At 47.6% G+C, this 18,821-nt stretch carries 9 protein-coding genes; 2 read left to right on the top strand and 7 right to left on the bottom strand.

Going from position 1 to position 18,821, the window contains the following annotated elements; genetic code table 11:
- Nucleotides 1–291: 291 nt before the first annotated feature.
- The gene (gene trpD, locus QUB26_RS28340) at nt 292–1,407 is read right to left on the bottom strand and encodes an anthranilate phosphoribosyltransferase (protein WP_333320649.1); all 1,116 of its coding nucleotides are present in this window, start codon (nt 1,405–1,407) and stop codon (nt 292–294) included.
- Between the two features lie 869 nt (nt 1,408–2,276).
- On the opposite strand from trpD, the gene QUB26_RS28335 reads away from it, so the two are divergent.
- Complete coding sequence (locus QUB26_RS28335) at nt 2,277–5,270, top strand: PAS domain S-box protein (RefSeq protein ID WP_333320646.1); 2,994 nt, start codon at nt 2,277–2,279, stop codon at nt 5,268–5,270.
- A gap of 879 nt (nt 5,271–6,149) precedes the next feature.
- Here QUB26_RS28335 and QUB26_RS28330 read toward each other — a convergent pair.
- The 5 genes from QUB26_RS28330 to QUB26_RS28310 all read right to left on the bottom strand — a co-directional run bounded on the left by QUB26_RS28330 (nt 6,150) and on the right by QUB26_RS28310 (nt 13,904).
- Entirely contained in the window at nt 6,150–6,833 is a 684-nt protein-coding gene (locus QUB26_RS28330) for a ribonuclease HII (protein ID WP_333245477.1), read from the bottom strand.
- Between the two features lie 2 nt (nt 6,834–6,835).
- A complete protein-coding gene (locus QUB26_RS28325; protein WP_333320644.1) occupies nt 6,836–9,184 on the bottom strand; it encodes an Rne/Rng family ribonuclease in 2,349 nt (782 codons plus the stop codon).
- A 409-nt stretch (nt 9,185–9,593) separates the two neighbouring features.
- Nucleotides 9,594–9,722 carry a hypothetical protein gene (locus tag QUB26_RS28320; RefSeq protein WP_333245483.1) on the bottom strand — a complete coding sequence of 43 codons (129 nt, stop codon included), beginning with the start codon at nt 9,720–9,722 and terminating at the stop codon, nt 9,594–9,596.
- Between the two features lie 940 nt (nt 9,723–10,662).
- A complete protein-coding gene (locus tag QUB26_RS28315) occupies nt 10,663–13,410 on the bottom strand; it encodes a TIGR03960 family B12-binding radical SAM protein (RefSeq protein WP_333320641.1) in 2,748 nt (915 codons plus the stop codon).
- Between the two features lie 143 nt (nt 13,411–13,553).
- On the bottom strand, nt 13,554–13,904 hold the full coding sequence (locus QUB26_RS28310; RefSeq protein ID WP_333245489.1) for an STAS domain-containing protein: 351 nt from the start codon (nt 13,902–13,904) through the stop codon (nt 13,554–13,556).
- 383 nt (nt 13,905–14,287) lie between these two features.
- Here QUB26_RS28310 and QUB26_RS28305 point away from each other — a divergent pair, with 383 nt between their 5' ends.
- Nucleotides 14,288–14,485: a hypothetical protein gene (locus QUB26_RS28305; RefSeq protein WP_015176637.1), complete on the top strand. Its 198-nt coding sequence runs from the start codon at nt 14,288–14,290 to the stop codon at nt 14,483–14,485.
- Nucleotides 14,486–15,185: 700 nt separating this feature from the next.
- Here QUB26_RS28305 and QUB26_RS28300 read toward each other — a convergent pair.
- Entirely contained in the window at nt 15,186–18,014 is a 2,829-nt protein-coding gene (locus QUB26_RS28300; protein ID WP_333320639.1) for a PAS domain S-box protein, read from the bottom strand.
- Nucleotides 18,015–18,821 lie beyond the last annotated feature (807 nt).

Raw genomic sequence — 18,821 nt, 5'->3', positions numbered from 1 at the left:
TCCCGCCCGTCCTTTTTGGACGGGCGGGACGCCCATCCCACTTTCAAGAGTGAAAGTTATTTAATTCTCATTCCTTAGTTGTTATTTGTTAGTTGTTATTTGTTATTGATTACTGGTTATTTGTAGTCCGATCGATCGCGCATCATACATAGTCGGGGCGGGTTTTTGAGATTGTCGGTTTTTGGCGACTATTGCTGGTGAACCCGCCCCTACAGGAATCACGGTCAATCGACCGAACATGATATAACAACTGTCAACTGTCAACTCCCAACTCCCAACTCCCAACTGACTTCATTTCAAAAACTCAATCAACTGCTGCAACTTCAACCAAGATTCGCCGCTCAATAAAATATCCTTAGCCATAGAAACTCCTGCGGCGTGAGAGCCCATAGGAATTGCACCTCCCACCTGAAAAGCCAAAGACGCATTCAAAGCTACAACATCCATTTGTGCGGGCGTACCTTTGCCTTGCAAAACGTTCCGCAAAATCTCGGCGTTTTCCTCAACATTTCCGCCTTTTAACGAGCCGATCGCACTTGGTGTCAATCCTACCTTTTCCGGGTCTAAAGTAGTGAGTTCCACTTTGCCATCCGACAAAACCGCCAAATCAGTCACATCACCCAAACCCGCCTCGTCCAATTTTTCTCTGCCGTGAACGACTACAGCTAACTCAGTCCCCAACTCGCCCAAAGCTTGAGCAATAGTTGATACCAGACTAGGATCGAACACCCCGATTACCTGCCCTGTAGGGCGCATAGGATTGACAAGGGGCCCTAAAAGGTTAAAAATAGTCCGCACCTTCAAAGTGCGCCGGATCGGCGCTACAGCCTTAAGTGCGGGATGCCACCCAGGCGCAAATAAAAAGGTGATGCCCACAGAGTCTACCGCAGCTTTTACCTTCGCGGGATCGGCGTTGAGGTTGACTCCCAGTGCTTCCAACACGTCAGCAGAACCCACTTTGCTCGATGCGGAGCGATTTCCGTGTTTCGCGACTCGAACTTTGCCGGCGGCGGCCACAAAAGCTACAGCAGTGGAAATGTTAAACGTGGAAGCGCCGTCGCCGCCTGTGCCACAAGTATCAATTAATTTGAGATTGGAGATTGAGGATTTGGGATTGAAAACGCTCTCCGACTCACCTGCAAGCGACTGAGAATGCAATACCTGAGCCATTCCTGCCAATTCTTGGGCCCAGATGCCTTTGGCTTGGATGGCCGCTAAAATTGCTCCTGAGAGGACGGGGGGAATAGCTTCGGCTAGCCATCCCTGCATCAAGTCGGCTGCTTGGGCGCGTGAGAGAGATTGTCTGTCTAATAGTTGTTGCAGGAGGGCTGGCCACACAGGAGAATCCGGCGTCTGGGTTGAAGCAGGGGATAACTCTGGCGTTGCTAGTAGAGGAGAATCTGTCATTAATATTAGTTTCTAGTCAAATTTAGCTCGATCGAGCTTTGTGGCCAAACTGAGAATCATCGGGATTTTACCAGACTTGCCGACCACATTTTGCGCGATCGGGCCCAGATTTTTGCCCAAATGCCAGCACCGCTACAGAATTTTTCCGCCCGCAGTAGCAGAATATGAATTTTTTGATACAACAATTACCCTATTGTTGTGCCAACTTTACATAGAAACCCCAAATCGTAAAACTGCCAGTAGTCTGCTGTATTATCTATCAGCAATAATACTTAACAGTAACTCAGGGCACCCAAAAACCGATAAAAGTTTCCGACAGGAGTTGTGGAGAGCAAAAAATTTTAGACATTAGGAGAACCTCAGATTCATCTGTGGAGTCAACTTCAATCTAAAATCTCAAATCTCCAATCGAGTGACAGCAAGGACAGCGAGCGTTTAGCTCTTGCAGGTGGGTTAGTTGCTTCGGGTAAGAGTCGATCGTACTCTCACCCAAATTCTAAAAATAGACTCTTGCGGTTGTAGAAGTCGCGGCCTTTTATTGTAACAACATCCTTGCTACTAACTTATTTCAGGGTATTCAACTGCTAATATATTCAGGGAGATTTCAAGGAGCGGGTTTTGCTCGAACACCTGCACCGCAGGCCGATCGATGTGCCAATGCGATCCTGACAGCCAGTCAAGCCTCAAATAAATACCCGATCGACTAAAATTTCAGCAATCACTAACAACTAACCGCCCAGTAGGACAGATGAATAAACACACTCGTCTCCGGTTGCGACACACCATCTTTCAGCTTAACTAACGGCTAAAATTTAACAGGCGGTAGAGCCAAAATATTCAACTCACACACAAGAGCAGGGTATTCACAAGTGGGAAATCAAAAATTAGGAAATAAAGCAATAGAATGCCTGAATGTCGCGGAGGCACTGCACCAAATGGAAGCAAAATATTATAGTATGTTTGAAAATGCTGTGTCGGGTATTTTTCAAACAACCCAATCCGGTCGCTACATCAGCGCTAACCCAGCTTTGGCTCGCATCTACGGATATAATTCTGCTGAAGAATTAATGGGCTGTCTGACTGATATTAGCGATCAGCTTTACGTCAATCCCGATCGGCGCGATCAGTTTGTTTGTGCTTTGCAAGAAAAGGGCATCGTATCAGATTTTGAGTCGCAAATTTATCGCCGAGACGGAACAATAATTTGGATCGCTGAGAATGCGCGGGCTGTCTGCGATGAAGCAGGTAAATTGCTCTACTACGAAGGTTTTGTAGAAGATATCACTCAGCGCAAGCAAGCAGAATCTGCACTTCGAGAAAGTGAAGAACGCCTGCGCTTAATAATTGAAGGCGTTAAGGATTATGCTATATTTATGTTAGATCCAGATGGGTATGTAGCTAGCTGGAATTCTGGTGCAGAACGCATTTTGGGATACATATCTCATGAAATAGTTGGCAATAATTCGGAGTGTTTTTTCACTAAAGATGATATTGAAATCGGCAAGCACAAAGAAAAATTAATCCGGGCTGTGGCCGAAGGTAGATACGAAAATGAAGGCTGGCGGGTTCGCAAGGACGGATCGCGATTTTGGGCGAATATTATTGTTACTCCTTTGTGCGATGAAAGGGGAAAGTTGCAGGGCTTTTCTCAAGTAATGCAGGATATTACTGAGCAAAAGCGGGCGGCTGAGGAAAAGATGCAGTTGATTGCTTCTTTGCAGGCGTCGGAAAAAAAGTTTCGCACTTTGTACGAATCGACGACTGATGCGGTAATGCTGCTAGACGAAGAGGGTTTTTTGGATTGCAATCCGGCTACTTTAAAGTTATTTGGATGCAGCACTGAATCGGAGTTTTGCGGCAAGCATCCTTCGGAATTTAGCCCGCCGTTGCAACCGGACGGACAAGATTCTATGAGTCTTTCTCAAGAGCGAATTAATACGGCTTTGCGATCGGGAAATTGCCGTTTTGACTGGCGGCACCGTCGTTTGGATGGTTCTGAGTTTCCGGCGGAAGTGCTACTAACTTCTATGGATATCGGCGGCAAAATAGGGCTGCAAGGCGTGGTGCGCGATATCACTTATCGGGTGCAGGCTGAGGAGGCATTGAAGCAGGCTAATGAGGTGTTGGAATGCCGGGTTAAAGAGCGGACAAGTCAGTTGGAAGAGGCTATTAAAAAGTTGAGTTTATCGGAAGAAAAGTTTTCTAAGGCTTTTCGCTCAAGCCCAGATCCGATGATTATTACTACTTTTGCTGAGGGTCGTTTTATTGAAGTTAATGATAGTTTTTTGTTGATGACTGGTTATGATTTAGAAGAAACGACCTGGAATACAGTACCGGGGTTAAATATTTGGGTAAGACCGGAAGATCGAGTGAATTTTAGGCAAATTTTACACGAACAAGGTGTTGTTCGCAATCAGGAATGCGAGTTTAGGATGAAATCGGGATCGGTGGTGGTGTGTTTGCTGTCAGCAGAGTTGATTAATTTGGACGGCGAACTCTGTATGCTGGCGGTGATGACGGATATTACCGATCGCAAACATGCCGAAGAAGCCCTACGGGAAAGCCAGCGGGCCTTGGCGACGCTGATGAGCAATTTGCCGGGAATGGCCTACCGTTTTCGCAACGATGCCGATCGCAGTATGGAGTTTGTCAGCGAAGGTTGCTATCAGTTAGCCGGCTATTCTCCTGAAGAATTTATCGGCACTCGGCAAGTTTCTATCTCGGAATTGACTCACCCGGACGATCGCGAGAATTTGTGGAATGCCGTGCAAGTTGCCTTACAAGAAAATCGACCCTATCAGCTAAATTACCGAATTACTGCTAAAAATGGCGAATTAAAATGGGTTTGGGAGCAAGGTTTGGGAGTTTTTTCCGACTCGGGAGAATTGATAGCTTTGGAAGGGTTAATTACTGACATTTCCGAGCAGAAACGCAGTGAAGAAGCTTTGCGGCGATCGCAAACAGAGTTAACCCAACAAAAACTGCAACTCGAAAATACTTTGCACGAATTGCAGCAAACTCAAGCTCAACTGATTCACACGGAGAAAATGTCTACTCTCGGTCAAATGGTAGCCGGTGTTGCTCACGAAATTAACAATCCTGTTAGCAGCGTCTGCGGTAATCTCGTCCACGTGGGCCACTACACCGAAGATTTGCTGAATTTGCTCGATATGTACCAGAAGCACTGCCCGCAGCCGCCGGCAGCAATTCAAGCTCAAATTAAGGATATCGAATTAGAGTTTCTGCTAGAAGATTTGCCGAAAGCGATGTCTTCGATGCAGGTTGGGGCCGATCGCATTCGGGAAATCGTGCGATCGCTCAGAAATTTCTCCCGCAAAGACGATTCTCAAATGAGCAAAGTTAACCTGCACGAAGGGATTGAAGGAACGTTGCTGATTCTGCAAAGTCGCCTGAAAGCCAGAGGTAACTATCCCGAAATTGCGGTAATTAAGGACTATGGAAATTTGCCTTTGGTTGAGTGTTATGCTGGGAAAATCAATCAGGTATTTATGAATTTGATCGGAAATGCGATCGACGCGATCGAGGAATACAACGAAGGGCGTTCAGTTGCCGAAGTCAAAGCTAACCGCAGCAAGATTAAAATTAGGACAGAAGTCCAAAACTCTAATGCTGTAATTAGGATTTCTGACAACGGCCCCGGTATGCCAGAAGAAGTTTCCCAGCAGTTATTCGAGGCTTTTTTTACCACCAAACCCGCCGACAAAGGCACCGGTTTAGGCCTGTCCATTTCCTACAAAGTTGTCCAAGAACACGGTGGCAAACTTAGCTGCGTGTCTGCACTCGGTCACGGAGCCGAGTTTATCATAGAGTTGCCGATCGAACAACCGATCAAACAATCCTAAAGTGCGATCGGGGCGATCGTATCGAGATAACGAGTCGCGGTTTCTAGTGAGGACTAAAGTCCTCATAAAACTGGCTCGGACTAAAACGGTAAGGTACTTTGGGTATGGAACCCTAAATAGAGAAGTTTTGCTTATGTTCTGTATTACTATAGCAATCCTAAATGATTATACTCGTTACCAGGAAGAGCCTGGTAACGCAGATCCGGAGGCTCTGCCTCCATAGTCTGGGCCGAGGCAGAGCCTCGCTTACATCGGTTCCCAGGCAGAGCTTGGAAGTTAACCAGTTATTGAAACTGATGCGAGGATTGCTATAAAACCCTGGCTTTGATCTCAACTCGAATTACTGCCCGCACTTACGATTGGTAATGATTGAGAAAGCGACTAATAATACTGGTACTTACTGTTTAACTACCAGCCGGGAAGTCCCGGGCGTATATTTAGAGGGGATTAATCTGAGCGCTGCGCCCCTTACCCCATTGGGAATTACGCCCGCGTGATGAAAGGCTCGTCGGGTGTAGGTACCCAAAGCGACAATTATTCTTTTATACCTCTTGATAACCTGGAAATACTCTGGTACTATATTAGCAAGTGGGGGTGGAACTACCTCACTATAAAAAGCCTTTGCAAAAAAGGAAAAACAAGCCTGCGGTCTAACGGTAATCCGTTGACAGTCAGGTTAGTTCACGAATGGTTAACATTGACCTACCTGATTGTTTTTACGCCCTGTCTTTCACCTTTTGGGACAAAATGCAAGGGCTAGTTGAGAATGGTGCAAGATGTGAGATCCAACTGAGATATTGCACCATTCTCGCTTAACAGGCCGGAAAGCCTGTTCATAAAAGCTTATTGACATTGGTGCAACATTTCAGATACAACTAACTATTTTTGACAAGGACTAAAAGATTGTCGGTGAAAGACAGATACACCGCAGCGTTCCAAAGCCAATTTATGTTTAGCTGTTCCATATCCCTTGTTATTTGTCAAGTCATATTCAGGATACTTAACAGCCAAACGTACTATTAATTCATCGCGCCAAACCTTCGCCACAATACTAGCAGCAGCAATCTGAATCGATCGCGCATCACCCTTAATCATCGTCTCTTGCTCGATCGCCAAATTGGGAATCCTTTGATTCCCGTCAACCAAACACAAATCCGGCGTCACCTTCAACTTCAAAATCGCCCGTTTCATCGCCAACAAAGAAGCCTGCAAAATATTGAGGCGATCGATCTCCCGCACCGAAGCCACACCAATTTGACAGTCAACCGCCACAGCCCGGATTTTCACAGCTAACCGACTCCGGGCTGTGGCACTCAACTGCTTGCTGTCGCGAACCCCGCAACTTGCTAATTCATCGAGAACTTCGTCGGGCAAAATGCAGGCCGCAGCCACCACCGGCCCGAACAAAGCGCCTCGTCCGACTTCATCCACACCCGCAATTACCAGAGCGTTCGAGGGAGAGGGGGAAAGGGGAAGATGGAAAGATGGGAAGAGAGTAAAAATTTCTACTTCTTCCTTCTTCCTTCTTCTTTCTTTCCTCTTCTCTCTTCCCTCTTCTTTCATAACTATTCATCCACAAGGGCAGATGAGCGACGGCGCCGGCGACGGTTGATAGCAGGCTCCTCGGGTTCGCTTGATTCGATCGGCTCAGGGGATTCGATCGGCTCATTGAGTGAGATCGGCTCATTGAGTGAGATCGGCTCATTGAGTGAGATCGGCTCAGGGGATTCGATCGGCTCATTGAGTGAGATCGGCTCCTGGGATTCGTCCATCACATCACTGGGTTCCTCCATCCGATCAAAATCATCAGTTTCGTCGATCAAACTCTCGCCATAAATTTGGACATCATCATCATCATCATCATCATCATCATCGGCCTCAGAAAAAACAGGCTCAACTACCGACCTTTCTGGATAATAATCCCGTTCCTCATCCTCAACATTCTGGGGAGGCGTCGTCGCTTCAAATTCAAATTCGAGCTGCTCGAAAGGCGGCTTGTTGGGGGCCGCTCCTGGGAGAGTCACCGAAACGATCGCATTCTTAGGATTTTTGACACTGCGATCAGTAAGCACCAAAGGAGAAACCCCCATCAGAGCATAAACATCCTGCTCTTCCGCCGTCATTTCCACCGAAATCACCTCTGGAGGCTCCACCATCGGCTTCATCAACTCAGACTTAGCCGGACGCACGCGATCGAAATCCTCGCGCCTGCCAACAGTAGCCATATTCACCAGCCCGAAGCCCTCCGAAGCCGCCCGGATGCCGGGGGGTGCAAGATACTCAGAGCGCGTATCCGCGACGGGCGCGCTCGAAGTATTCGGCAGTCGCAACTTGCTACGTACCGGTTCCTCCTCCACCGGGAGGGCAAAAGGCTCTTCGCCAATCCGGCGGCGGCGGCGCCGTCTAGTTCCGTTCCCCAAATCCTGATAGCTGGGATGGTTGAGCAAGTCCAAAGGCGATGCGTTGCTGCCGCTCTCAAAATCCAAACTTTCGCTTTGAGGCTCCCAAGCAGCCCTAGCAGGTTCGGGGGGGCGTTCTTCCCGCACCGGGGCAGTAGTTGCAGCAGCCACAGGCGTCAAGCTGCGGCGTTCCAATCCTTCGGGCAAATTCAACAAAACGCGGTTCGACGTAGCAACAGTGCGATCGCCCGATTCCCGCACCGCTGCGGCGAAGTCTTCTTCCCCAGGCAAGTGCACCAGATGACCCAACCCGCTGCAAGTAGGGCAACTGTGGCCGAACAACTCGTAAATATTTTGACCTTGGCGCTTGCGAGTCAGTTCTACCAGTCCCAATTCCGACAGTTGAGCGATTTGCGGTCGAGCTTTGTCAGCTTTGAGAGCTTTATTGAAATGTTCCAGCACCTGCAACTGATCGCGGCGGGATTCCATGTCAATAAAGTCAACAATAATCACCCCGGCAATATTGCGTAACCGCAGTTGTCTAGCAATTTCCGTGGCTGCTTCGCAATTTGTCCAGAGTACCGTTTCCCTAGCCGTCGCCGATCGAGTAAACGAACCAGAGTTGACATCGATCACCGTCAGCGCCTCAGTCGGCTCGATAATCACATAACCGCCCGAAGGCAAATCAACCCTTGGTCTGAGGGCTTCTCGAATCGCAGCGTTAACGCGGAAAAATTCTAAAATCGAGGCGCGCTCTCGGTGGTGGTCGATCAAAACTCCCGCCGGCAGTTTACCGCCGTTCCAGCTCATCAACTGCTGCTTCACCCGCTTAATTCCATTTTGCGAGTCCACCACAATCCGATTCACGTCACCGCTGAACATATCTCGCAGCACCCGCTGGATAAAATCGTCATCGCGGTTGAGCAGTGCCGGCGCCCGCGAGGTACCGCCTTCAAGTTGAACGGCTTCCCACTGTTTTTGCAGCACTTCCAAATCTTCCATGATCGCTTCTTCGGTCATCCCTTCAGCTTCAGTGCGTACCAGCAGCCCCATCCCGGCCGGTTTCACCAAAATAGCCAGGGCTCTGAGGCGGTTGCGCTCGGCTTCCGACTTGATCCGCCGTGAGAGATTGACTCCCCTGCCGTAGGGCATCAGTACCAAATAGCGGCCCGGCAGGGTAATGTTGCCTGTCAGCCGGGGGCCTTTGCTGCCCGTCGGTTCTTTCATTACCTGTACCACCACTTTCTGCTGGGGGGTCAGGAGTTCTGTAATTGCTCCTGCCGAGCGTTTAAGGCGCAGCGGGCCGAGGTCTGTGACGTGCATAAACCCGTTACGTTCTGGATCGCCAATATTAACGAAGGCCGCATCTATCCCAGGGAGTACATTTTCAACAATTCCCAAGTAAATGTCACTGACTTGGTGGCTGCCTGTGGCTACCACAAGTTCTTGGATTTGATCTTCTGAAAATACGGCAGCAATGCGATGCTGCTCTGCTATAACTATCTGCTTTGTCATTCAATTTCCTCAAAAAACTGGCAGCAAGTTAGAGACACTTACGCACTCATAGTGCCTCTGACTTAGACTGTAATTAGTAGTAGCTTGAAGAGTTATTAGCTGTGAGTTGGTGCAGGGTGGAAAGAAAGTTAACTGTTGACCGTTCACTGTTAACTGTTAACTGTTAACTATTGACTGTTAACTGTTACAGATAAAGTAGTTAAACCCGCCCGTACAGAGTTATGAGTTATGCTCAGCAGATAAATCTGAGAGATAGAAATAAGGAGGCTTTTATCGAGTTAGCACTATTGAGATTTGAGTTGACAATTGCGAAATCAATACTCAAAATTCAACACTTACAACTCTTCCTTTGAACGAGCGCGAATAAATTCATTGACACCGTACTAATTTCTTAACACACAACTTAACACTACGAACTGATAACTCCGCTTGCGTGGTGGTTGAGGGCTGGTTTTGAGGGAAAGTAGGTAGGAGTGAAAGCGTAAGGACTTTTGTTGAATTCTTGTGCGATCGCACTCAACATACCCCACCTTGGCATTCGACTGCAACCTCCGCCCCTGCCAACCCTAAAACCTCGTCAGTCGATTTTAGATTTTAGATTTTAGATTTTAGATTTACTCCACAGATGAATCTGGGACATTTAACTAGAGTCTAAAATCTAAAATTTTTGGTTCTCCACGACTTAAGTCGGGGGCTTATTTCCGTTTTTTGACGGGTCAGTCGATTTTAGATTTTAGATTTTAGATTTTAGATTTTCTCCACAGATGAATCTGGGAGATTGAACTTTAATCTAAAATCTAAAATTTTTGGTTCTTCACGACTTAAGTCGGGGGCTTATTTCCGTTTTTTGACGGGTCAGTCGATTTTAGATTTTAGATTTTAGATTTTAGATTTACTCCACAGATGAATCTGGAAGATTGAACTAAAGTCTAAAATCTAAATTTTTTGGTTCTTCACGACTTAAGTCGGGGGCTTATTTCCGTTTTTTGACGGGTCAGTCGATTTTAGATTTTAGATTTTAGATTTTAGATTTACTCCACAGATGAATCTGGAAGATTGAACTAAAGTCTAAAATCTAAAATTTTTGGTTCTTCACGACTTAAGTCGGGGGCTTATCTGCGTTTTTTGACCCGCCAAAAACATCTATTGTTGAATACCCGCTCTGCGGTTTGAACCGTGAGATTTTTGAATAAGCCGACCACCGACAACCAGTCGATCGCTCGAAATTAATCGCTAAATTTGGTTCAGACCCCGCTCCGGCGGGTTTGGCGCTAGATTTAGCCCGTGAATGTACAACAAAAAGGCTTAAAGTCTTGAACAGAAGCAAATTGCACCCAGCCCGCGTTGCTGGTTGACGAGGGCGGCGAGCGACTAAAGCGCTCGAGCCACCGCGGCTTCCATAACAAGCGATTATAGCTTGAAACGACACATCCCGATCGAGAGCCGAAGGTGAAATATTCCACCGCGGCTTCCCTATTTTAACCATAACCCAGGATTAGCTGACTACGCTCAACCTGTAGAAGCTGAATTTCCTGCTGGCTGACTTGTTCGAGCATGAACACAATATGTTCTGGCTTTAGCAAGTTGCCATCGCTGCGACAACTGCCGGTAAACCGCAAGACGGCTCTACCTTCGGATGTAGCACCCCTAGCAGATGTGCTGCTGTCGGGTTTGTGCTCTACAAGTTCTAGTTTGTGCAGCCGATCGCGCAAATTGACATCCTTCGTCTTTCCCGACTTAGTAGTATGCACCCGCCAAAAAGCCTCGGTTTCGACGATCGTCTTGACCCAAGCTTCCCAGTTGGCATCAGGAGCTACGGAGACAGGAGCAGAATTTTCATGGTCTAATTCGCCATTTTCTGTCAACGAACCCCCTAAAGCCACAGTAATCACGTACTCCGCTGCTTCTAACAACTGGTTAGCAGAAGGAGCCTTAAGATCGATCGACTCAACCTTGTAAATCGGAATATTTTCCGGCAGCTTAGCGGCCAACTTTTCCCGAAAACTCTCAATATCGATCGACTCAGTGAGCTCAAAGTCAGCAATTTCCCCAGTGCTGGTAACACCCAGAGGCAGAGCATTTGCCAGAGAAATCCGAGGATTCGGGTGAAACCCGCCGGTAAACGAAATCGGCAAATCGGCTCTGCGGACTACTCGATCCAACAATCGGATCAAATCCAAATGACCAACCAAAGCCATATCGCCCACCTTCCCGAACCAAACCCGCAAACGCTGTTTCCGCTCCGTATTCGGGACAAACTCCCCAGCAAACTCAGGAATTGGCAGCGCATCCACAACCACATTGTGTCCGAAATCAGTGCCACAAACCCCGCAGCGCGAACACCCTTCAAAGGAACAGTCGGGAACCGTCGCTGCTTCCAAAGCCTTTTGCAAGTCAATTTTCAGCCAGTTTTTGTCAATCCCCGTATCTAAATGATCCCAAGGCAAAGGTTGATCCAGTAGGGGCGGTGCCCCCGTGCCCGCCCCCGCTGGTAAATTCATCCGTGTATCCGTGTCCGCATCCGTGTCGTGCTCCTCTTCCTTCTCAAAAAGATTCCACTCGCCGCTTTCGACTTGGCGGTATTTCCAGGTAAGGCCAGATTCATCGATCGCCTGAGTCCAAGCTTTGTAAGCCTGATCCAAACTTTCCCACCACGCATCCATACCCGCGCCAAGTTCCCAAGCGCGGCGGACTACAGCAGCCAAACGTCGATCGCCCCGTCCGACAAAATCCTCCATTGCCGAAATCCGCACATCAGTGTAATTCACCTTGACGCCCCGCATCCCCCGAAACTCTTCCTTCAGGAGTTTTTGCTTGCGGGAAAACTCAGCAGTAGAAACCGAGTGCCACTGAAAAGGAGTGTGAGGCTTAGGGGTAAAATTAGAAATTGTCAAGTTAAAATTCAGTCCCCGCCGGCCATTGATCCTGCATTCCCTGTGCAGCCAGCGGACTGTTTCGGCGATGCCGAGAACATCAAAATCTGTTTCTCCCGGCAAACCGATCATAAAATACAGCTTGATTTTATCCCAGCCGCGATCGACCGCAGTTTTGACACCCCGAAGCAATTCTTCGTTGGTCAAACCTTTGTTAACGATGTCGCGCATCCGCTGAGTACCAGCTTCCGGCGCAAAAGTCAAACCGCCTTGTCGCGTACCGCCGAGAATGTCGGCAATATTATCGTCAAATCTGTCAACTCGCTGGCTGGGTAGAGACAGAGAAATATTTTTATCTTTCAGGCGATTTTTGATTTCCATCCCGACTGCTGGGAGTGCCAGATAGTCGGAACAACTCAGGGAAAGCAGGGAAAACTCGCTGTGCCCGGTGGCTTGCATCCCTTGTTCGATCGCCTCTACGACTTGCTGCGGTTCGACATCGCGCGCGGGGCGAGTCAGCATTCCCGGCTGACAGAAGCGACAGCCGCGGGTGCATCCCCGGCGGATTTCTACTGTCAGTCTGTCGTGTACTGTCTGGACGTAGGGAACCAGGCCGATCGAATAAGCTGGTATCGGAGTTGCCACGCGGCGCAGAATTCGTTGTGGAACTTGCGGGCGGTTGGGATGAACAGAACCGTCGGCCGCCATATCGTAGAATTGCGGGACGTAGACGCCTGGAATTTGCGCTAAATCCAGCAGCAATGCTTCTCGGCTCAAATTATTAGTTTTGCCTTCTGCCAAAATCAAGCCAATTTCTGGCAGCAACTCTTCTCCATCTCCCAAAGCGATGAAGTCAAAAAAGTCCGCGTAGGGTTCGGGATTAGAAGTTGCTGTTTGCCCGCCAGCAAAAATCAGCGGAATTTGAGCACCGTTTTGGGCATTTGTCGCTCTTTCTTGCCAAGTTAGGGGAATGCCGGCTAAATCCAGCATTTCCAGAATGTTTGTTGCTCCTAGTTCGTAGCTGAGGCTAAAGCCCAGAATATCAAATTCTGTGAGCGATCGCCTTGATTCTACGGCAAACAGGGGAGTTTTGGTCGATCGCAGTTTTGCTGCCAAGTCGGCGGCGGGCAAATAAGCCCGATCGCACAACTGTCTCGGCCCTGCGTTCAAAATGTTGTAAAGGATGATGTGCCCCAGATTGGAAGCACCAACTTCATAAACTTCTGGGTAAGTGAGAACCCAGCGCACAGACGCCGCGTCCCAAGGCTTGTGCGTCGCCCCCAATTCGTTTCCCAGATAACGAGCAGGCTGATTAATCTCTGCTGTAAGTAATTCTTCGACTTTTACTGCCACGGCTCGACTCGCTAAATAGTTGCGACTCTTAAGCAGCCTACCTTAAAATCTGCCAACACGCCAACGACAGTAGTCTGTCTTTTCGGGCATTTAACCGAATTTGCTGTGTTTTTTTGCCTGTTCTCGTCGCCCAGGAGGCTCTATCAGTGTTGTGTTACGCAGGAGTTTTCGGCTTCAAAGCTATCGACATTTTCAAATATCTCAAACACTCGATCCAGTTGGCTGAGTTCCAGAATCATCTTAATCCCAGGGGATACCGAGCAAAGACTAAACCTGCGCCCCATTTTTTTCGCCTGCTTGAGGCCCGAAACCAATGCCATCAAACCTGCACTGTCAATAAATTTTACCGCGTCCAAATCTACGAGTACCGCTACAACACCGGGGGCTGCAATTGCTGTCATTAGTTGTACGCCGAATTCTCCGCAGGTGGCTGCATTCAGGTAGTCTAGGGGTCGAATCACCGTAATTGGTTTATGGGCAAGAAGTGTCTGCATATGTCAAACCTATGATTGCTACGTATTTTCAACTACTGCGCTGGACGGATGTAAGCCTAAACCTACTTGATTCCTCTGAGCCTAACTTAATCCGAGGCAAACTGACCAGTTGTTGTCAGTAGTTTTACTGAATCTTTATTTATTGACTCTTCTTTATGAAGTTTTGCATAAGATTTGGGGAGGAAACGTAAGCTACTATACTATTTTTTATTGATACCTGCAGGTTGAGTCTTGGTAACTATAAAAATTGCGATCGACTTGGCCCTAGCTGTTAGATAAAACTGAACATTGTAATTTAAATCACTTGTTAGTTCTGATCTAGATCACCTGTTTGCTCGACACTTCAGAGGAGAATAAAAATGTACGGAGTTCTCCGACTTACTATGCAAGCAACTCATGCTATTCGTCAACTTGTAGAAAAAGCCCTCTACATTAAGCAGTTGACGCCTGACATTGAAAACGAAATCAACTACGAGCTCACCCGTTTGGGGTACATCTCGGATATTGATTATGAGGCTTTAGAGTTATTAATGGATGAAATGGATGCCGGCCGGGTGCAATTGGTATCTAGCCGTCGATAGTGGGAAGCGGGCGACCAGTCCACATCCAAAAACCAAAAAATCTTTGCACGGCGGGCAATAGAGGCGTGTTAGAAGCATTTACGCCGGCCGCATATTTTTCTCATGAAGCATCTGGTTGCTGAACTTGATATTGGAGGAAATAGTGTTAGGGGCGATCGTCCCTGCACCTGCGATCGAAAGCTAAAAACTTTGACTTAAATTAAATCTATAACTTTTGGGGTATGACAAATTAGGTTAATTGTAAATATGAGTCATGCTTAATGAAGCAGCTAATTGCTGAACTTGATATTTGAGGAGAGACTGTTAAGAGCGATCGTCCCTGAACCTCATACAATTTTAGATTTTAGATTTTAGATTTTAGATTTTAGAAATCGTAATACTGATGATGATCGGGGTTTGGAACTTGTCTACAGTTGCATTCCTTTGAGAAACTGCTATCAGTATCAAAAACTACACACTGTGACGTAAATTAAATTCATAACTTTCGGGACTTGACAAATTAGCTCTAAGTCTAACTAATACTAAAAAAAGTTTTTCGGCCGGATTAGGACTAAGGGCAAGTCTCGCAAATAAAGCTTAAATTTTAAGTATATAGTGCCAGTTAGCCTTAGTCCTAAGAATTATCCGATCGCTCGAATGCAAGAAAATTGGTTTGTAGTTACGAACTCCGTCATCGCCGAGTAAATCTAAAATCTAAAATCTAAAATCTAAAATCCTTCGGGCGTCCCGCCAAACTTGCCACCACCGCCACCAACTCAGCAGGCTCGATCGGCTTGGGCACGTAAATTTGAAAACCTTCCTGCAGTGCCCGTATGCGTTCCTCTACCCTACCAACCGCCGTGAACGCCAACGCCGGAATTTTCCTGTCCACCATCCGCGATCGCACTTGTTGCAGCAAAGCCTCTCCATCAAGGGCCTGCATCCCGATATCGATCGCCAACACATTCGGATTCAGCCTTTCAATCGCCTCCAGAGCATCCTTTCCAGAGCTAGCAGTCTCCACCTGGGCCCCGCAATCTTCGAGCACAGTACAGGCAAAATCCAGGGAATCCGCGTCGATATCGACCACCAATACCCGCACTCCAGAAAGATTGCTGCTGACAAAAGACTCCTTTACAGGGGCTCGCGCCTTGCTTTGAGGAATCGCCCACTCCCCGAGTCCAGCAACAGACAATCCGCCGTCGCAATGAAGCTGTTGAATTGGCAATTTCACTAAAAACCTCGATCCTTTTCCCTTCCCGGCAGATTCGGCTTCCACCGTCCCCCCGTGCATTTCCACAAAATGTCGCACTAGAGCCAAGCCCAAACCCAATCCGTTGTACGATCGTCTTATAGAGCTGTCAGCTTGGCTGAACCGCTCGAAAACGTGGGGCAAAAACTCTTCTGAAATCCCTTGTCCCGTGTCGCTGACCTCAATTTCGACACTAGCGGGCGACAAATTTTTGCAGCAAGCGGATTCCTCAGAGCCCAAAGTCCTCTCCATCTTTCGCACCCCCACCCTCACCTGTCCGCCATCGGGAGTAAACTTAATCGCATTCGACAGCAAATTCCAGGCTACCTGTTGCAAGCGGCCCGAATCGGCAAAAATCCGCCCGGTAGTTGGGTCGAAATCCGTCACAATTTCAATATTTTTGGCGGCAATCGCGGGCGCGAGAGTATCGATCGCACCCTCAACACTCGAAATCACATCCACCCACCGCAAATTCAGCGACAGTTTTCCGGTAATAATCTGCGACACATCCAGCAAATCGTCGATCAGAGTTGCCAGCGAGCGTGTATTGCGGTCGATCGTTTCCAGAGCCCTAACAGTCGTTTTTTCGTCAAACTTGCGGTTTCGCAGCAGTTGCGCCCATCCCAGCATCGCATTCAGCGGCGTTCGCAATTCGTGGGACAAAGTTCCGAGAAACTCGTCTTTAATCCGGTTCGCCCGCGCCAATTCCTGGGCTCGATCGTGCAGTTCTCTTTCCAACTGCTTACCAACAGTCAAATCGAGAATAAAAGCCACAGATTCTTGCCGCTTTTGCGCCAGCAAAACATATCCGATCAACACCGGAATCCGGCTGCCGTCTCTCCTCCAGAATTCCTTTTCGTAGGGAGTGCAAGCCCCCGTTGCTTGTGCCTCTGCCATCCCTTTCTTGTCGAGAGACTGGTACTCCGGCGGCGTGATATCAATCGAGTTTAATTCACCGCCCTGCAACTGTTCCCGCGTGTAACCAACTATCCGCAAAAATTCATCGTTTGCCTCAATGATACCGCCGTTAACATCCCCGAAGATAATTCCTATCAAGTTAGCTTCGGCTAACATTCTCAGCTTTTCTTCGCTAGCTTGGAGTGCAGATTCTGTGTGCTTGCTATCGGTAACGTCTTGGATGTAACCCGACAAACCAGAATCGGAAGGATAAAAACGCATCTTCAACCACTTATTCCATAACGGTACGAATTCTTCATACTCGACCGTTACCTTTTCTGCTACTGCTTTGGTAGCCATTTTGTAAAACTGTAAATCGACAGCCCAGGGAAATATATCCCAAAAATTTTTACCAATCAGTTCGGCTTTTGGTTTGCCTAACAGCTCAATAGCTTGGTGGTTGACATAGGTATAGTTCCAATTTAAATCAACAGCGATAAAAGCATCGGTAATGCTTTCGAGAATGTTAGTAATTCGATAGTTGGCCGATTGCAGCGCTTTAGCTGTTTCTTCTGCTTGCAACCTCGCTGCTTGTTCGCGCTCCAAAGCTGCCGCGCGTTCTTGTTCTGCCTGTTTTCGATCGCTAATATCGATGTAAGAACCGATGTAACCTGCAAAAGTGCGATCGGGCCTGTACCGGGGTACGCCCGTACCCAAAACCCAGCGGTATTCCCCGTCATAGCGTCTCAGGCGGCATTCGAGCCGGTACTCGCGACCAGCGTGGAAGGCTTTTTGGTAAATATCCAAACATTCTGGTAAGTCATCTGGGTGCAAGTTGTCCATCCAACCCGTGCCCATTTCTTGCGCCAAAGTTCTACCGGTAAACTCCAGCCAAACTTTGTTAAAGTAATGGCCAAGTTGGTCTGTATCCGACATCCAAATCATTACCGGCGCGGTATCCGCCATAATCCGAAATCGAGCTTCGCTCTCCTGCTGCTGTGCTTCCGCTTGCTTGCGCTCGTTCCGTTCTTGAACTTCGCGCAGGGCCCGCTGAATCGACGGCACCAAGCGTATCAAACGGCGTTTGAGAACATAATCAGTAGCCCCGCTTTTCAAAGTTTCGATCGCCACTTCCTCGCCCAAAGTAGCCGAAACAAAAATAAATGGCACTCCCGGACAAGTAGTGTGGGCGATTTCCAATGCAGCTATCCCGTTAAAACAAGGCAGCATATAATCTGCCAAAATAATGTCAAAACGTTGTTTTTCCAGCGCCGCGGCAAAGTCTTCTCGAGTTTCCACACACACCAGAGAAAATTGGAGCCCGCCATCCATTAGATATGCCTCAATCAGTTCGGCATCTAGGGGACTGTCTTCTACTAACAGGATACTGAGCGTTTTCACAAAAGTTCCTTTTACTTAAATATTAATTATCGGATCCAAAATTTGAGCGGGCTGCGGCTTTAAGTGAAGCCCAAAAAAGTCTTGCGTTTTGAATCACATAAAAAAATGTAAAAACCAATTGGTTTCATGATTTGAGCATTCATATCTCAATCCTAACTTCTAATCAAGTCTATTGCTTCTTGCTGCGGGGTGAATCCCCGCTCTAACTTGATTGGCTAGTACGCTTGTTTTTCCTTAACTTTCGTCGGTTTCCAAGGAATCGGCACCGCTGGAGTCTTACTTCTATGCCGCAGTTTAGCTATACCCTGTTGAACAAATAATTTCGCGCTTCTGGCTAGAAACAACTAGCTATGTAGTAATTTATCTCGCTTGCTCCTAACTACTGCTACCTCGTTTGGCAGATTATTTTTTTGTAGTGATGCCCCTGTTAATTCTATATTGCTTTGTCGCTCGTCTCAAGCTGGAATTCGCTGGAATCCTGCCCTTATTTCCTGAATATCGATTAATCCTGTCAAAAAAAGTCAAAGTTGCTGGTATGTCTGCTTTACTTTTTGCCGGATTTGCCTACCATCTAAGCGTTGCATGGTAGGCAACGCTTGGATGGTCGAGCGCAGTCGCCCTCAAAAATTACCGCTACTTTAGTTGCCACGGGTTACACTGCATCTATCCACAGATATATTTTTGCAGGCACACAGCACTCAACCTACATATATTCCCCTGAATTCGGTAAAACTGACATCTTGCAGCAATATCAATAAGAGGATTTTTCGTGGGGTCGGGCGGGTTTATAGAACCTATTTGCAAGCT

This window comes from Microcoleus sp. B4-C1, assembly GCF_036705285.1.
GTDB lineage: Bacteria > Cyanobacteriota > Cyanobacteriia > Cyanobacteriales > Microcoleaceae > Microcoleus.
The sequence above is the reverse complement of the archived record's forward strand: the minus strand, read 5'-3'. Positions and strand labels throughout refer to the sequence as shown.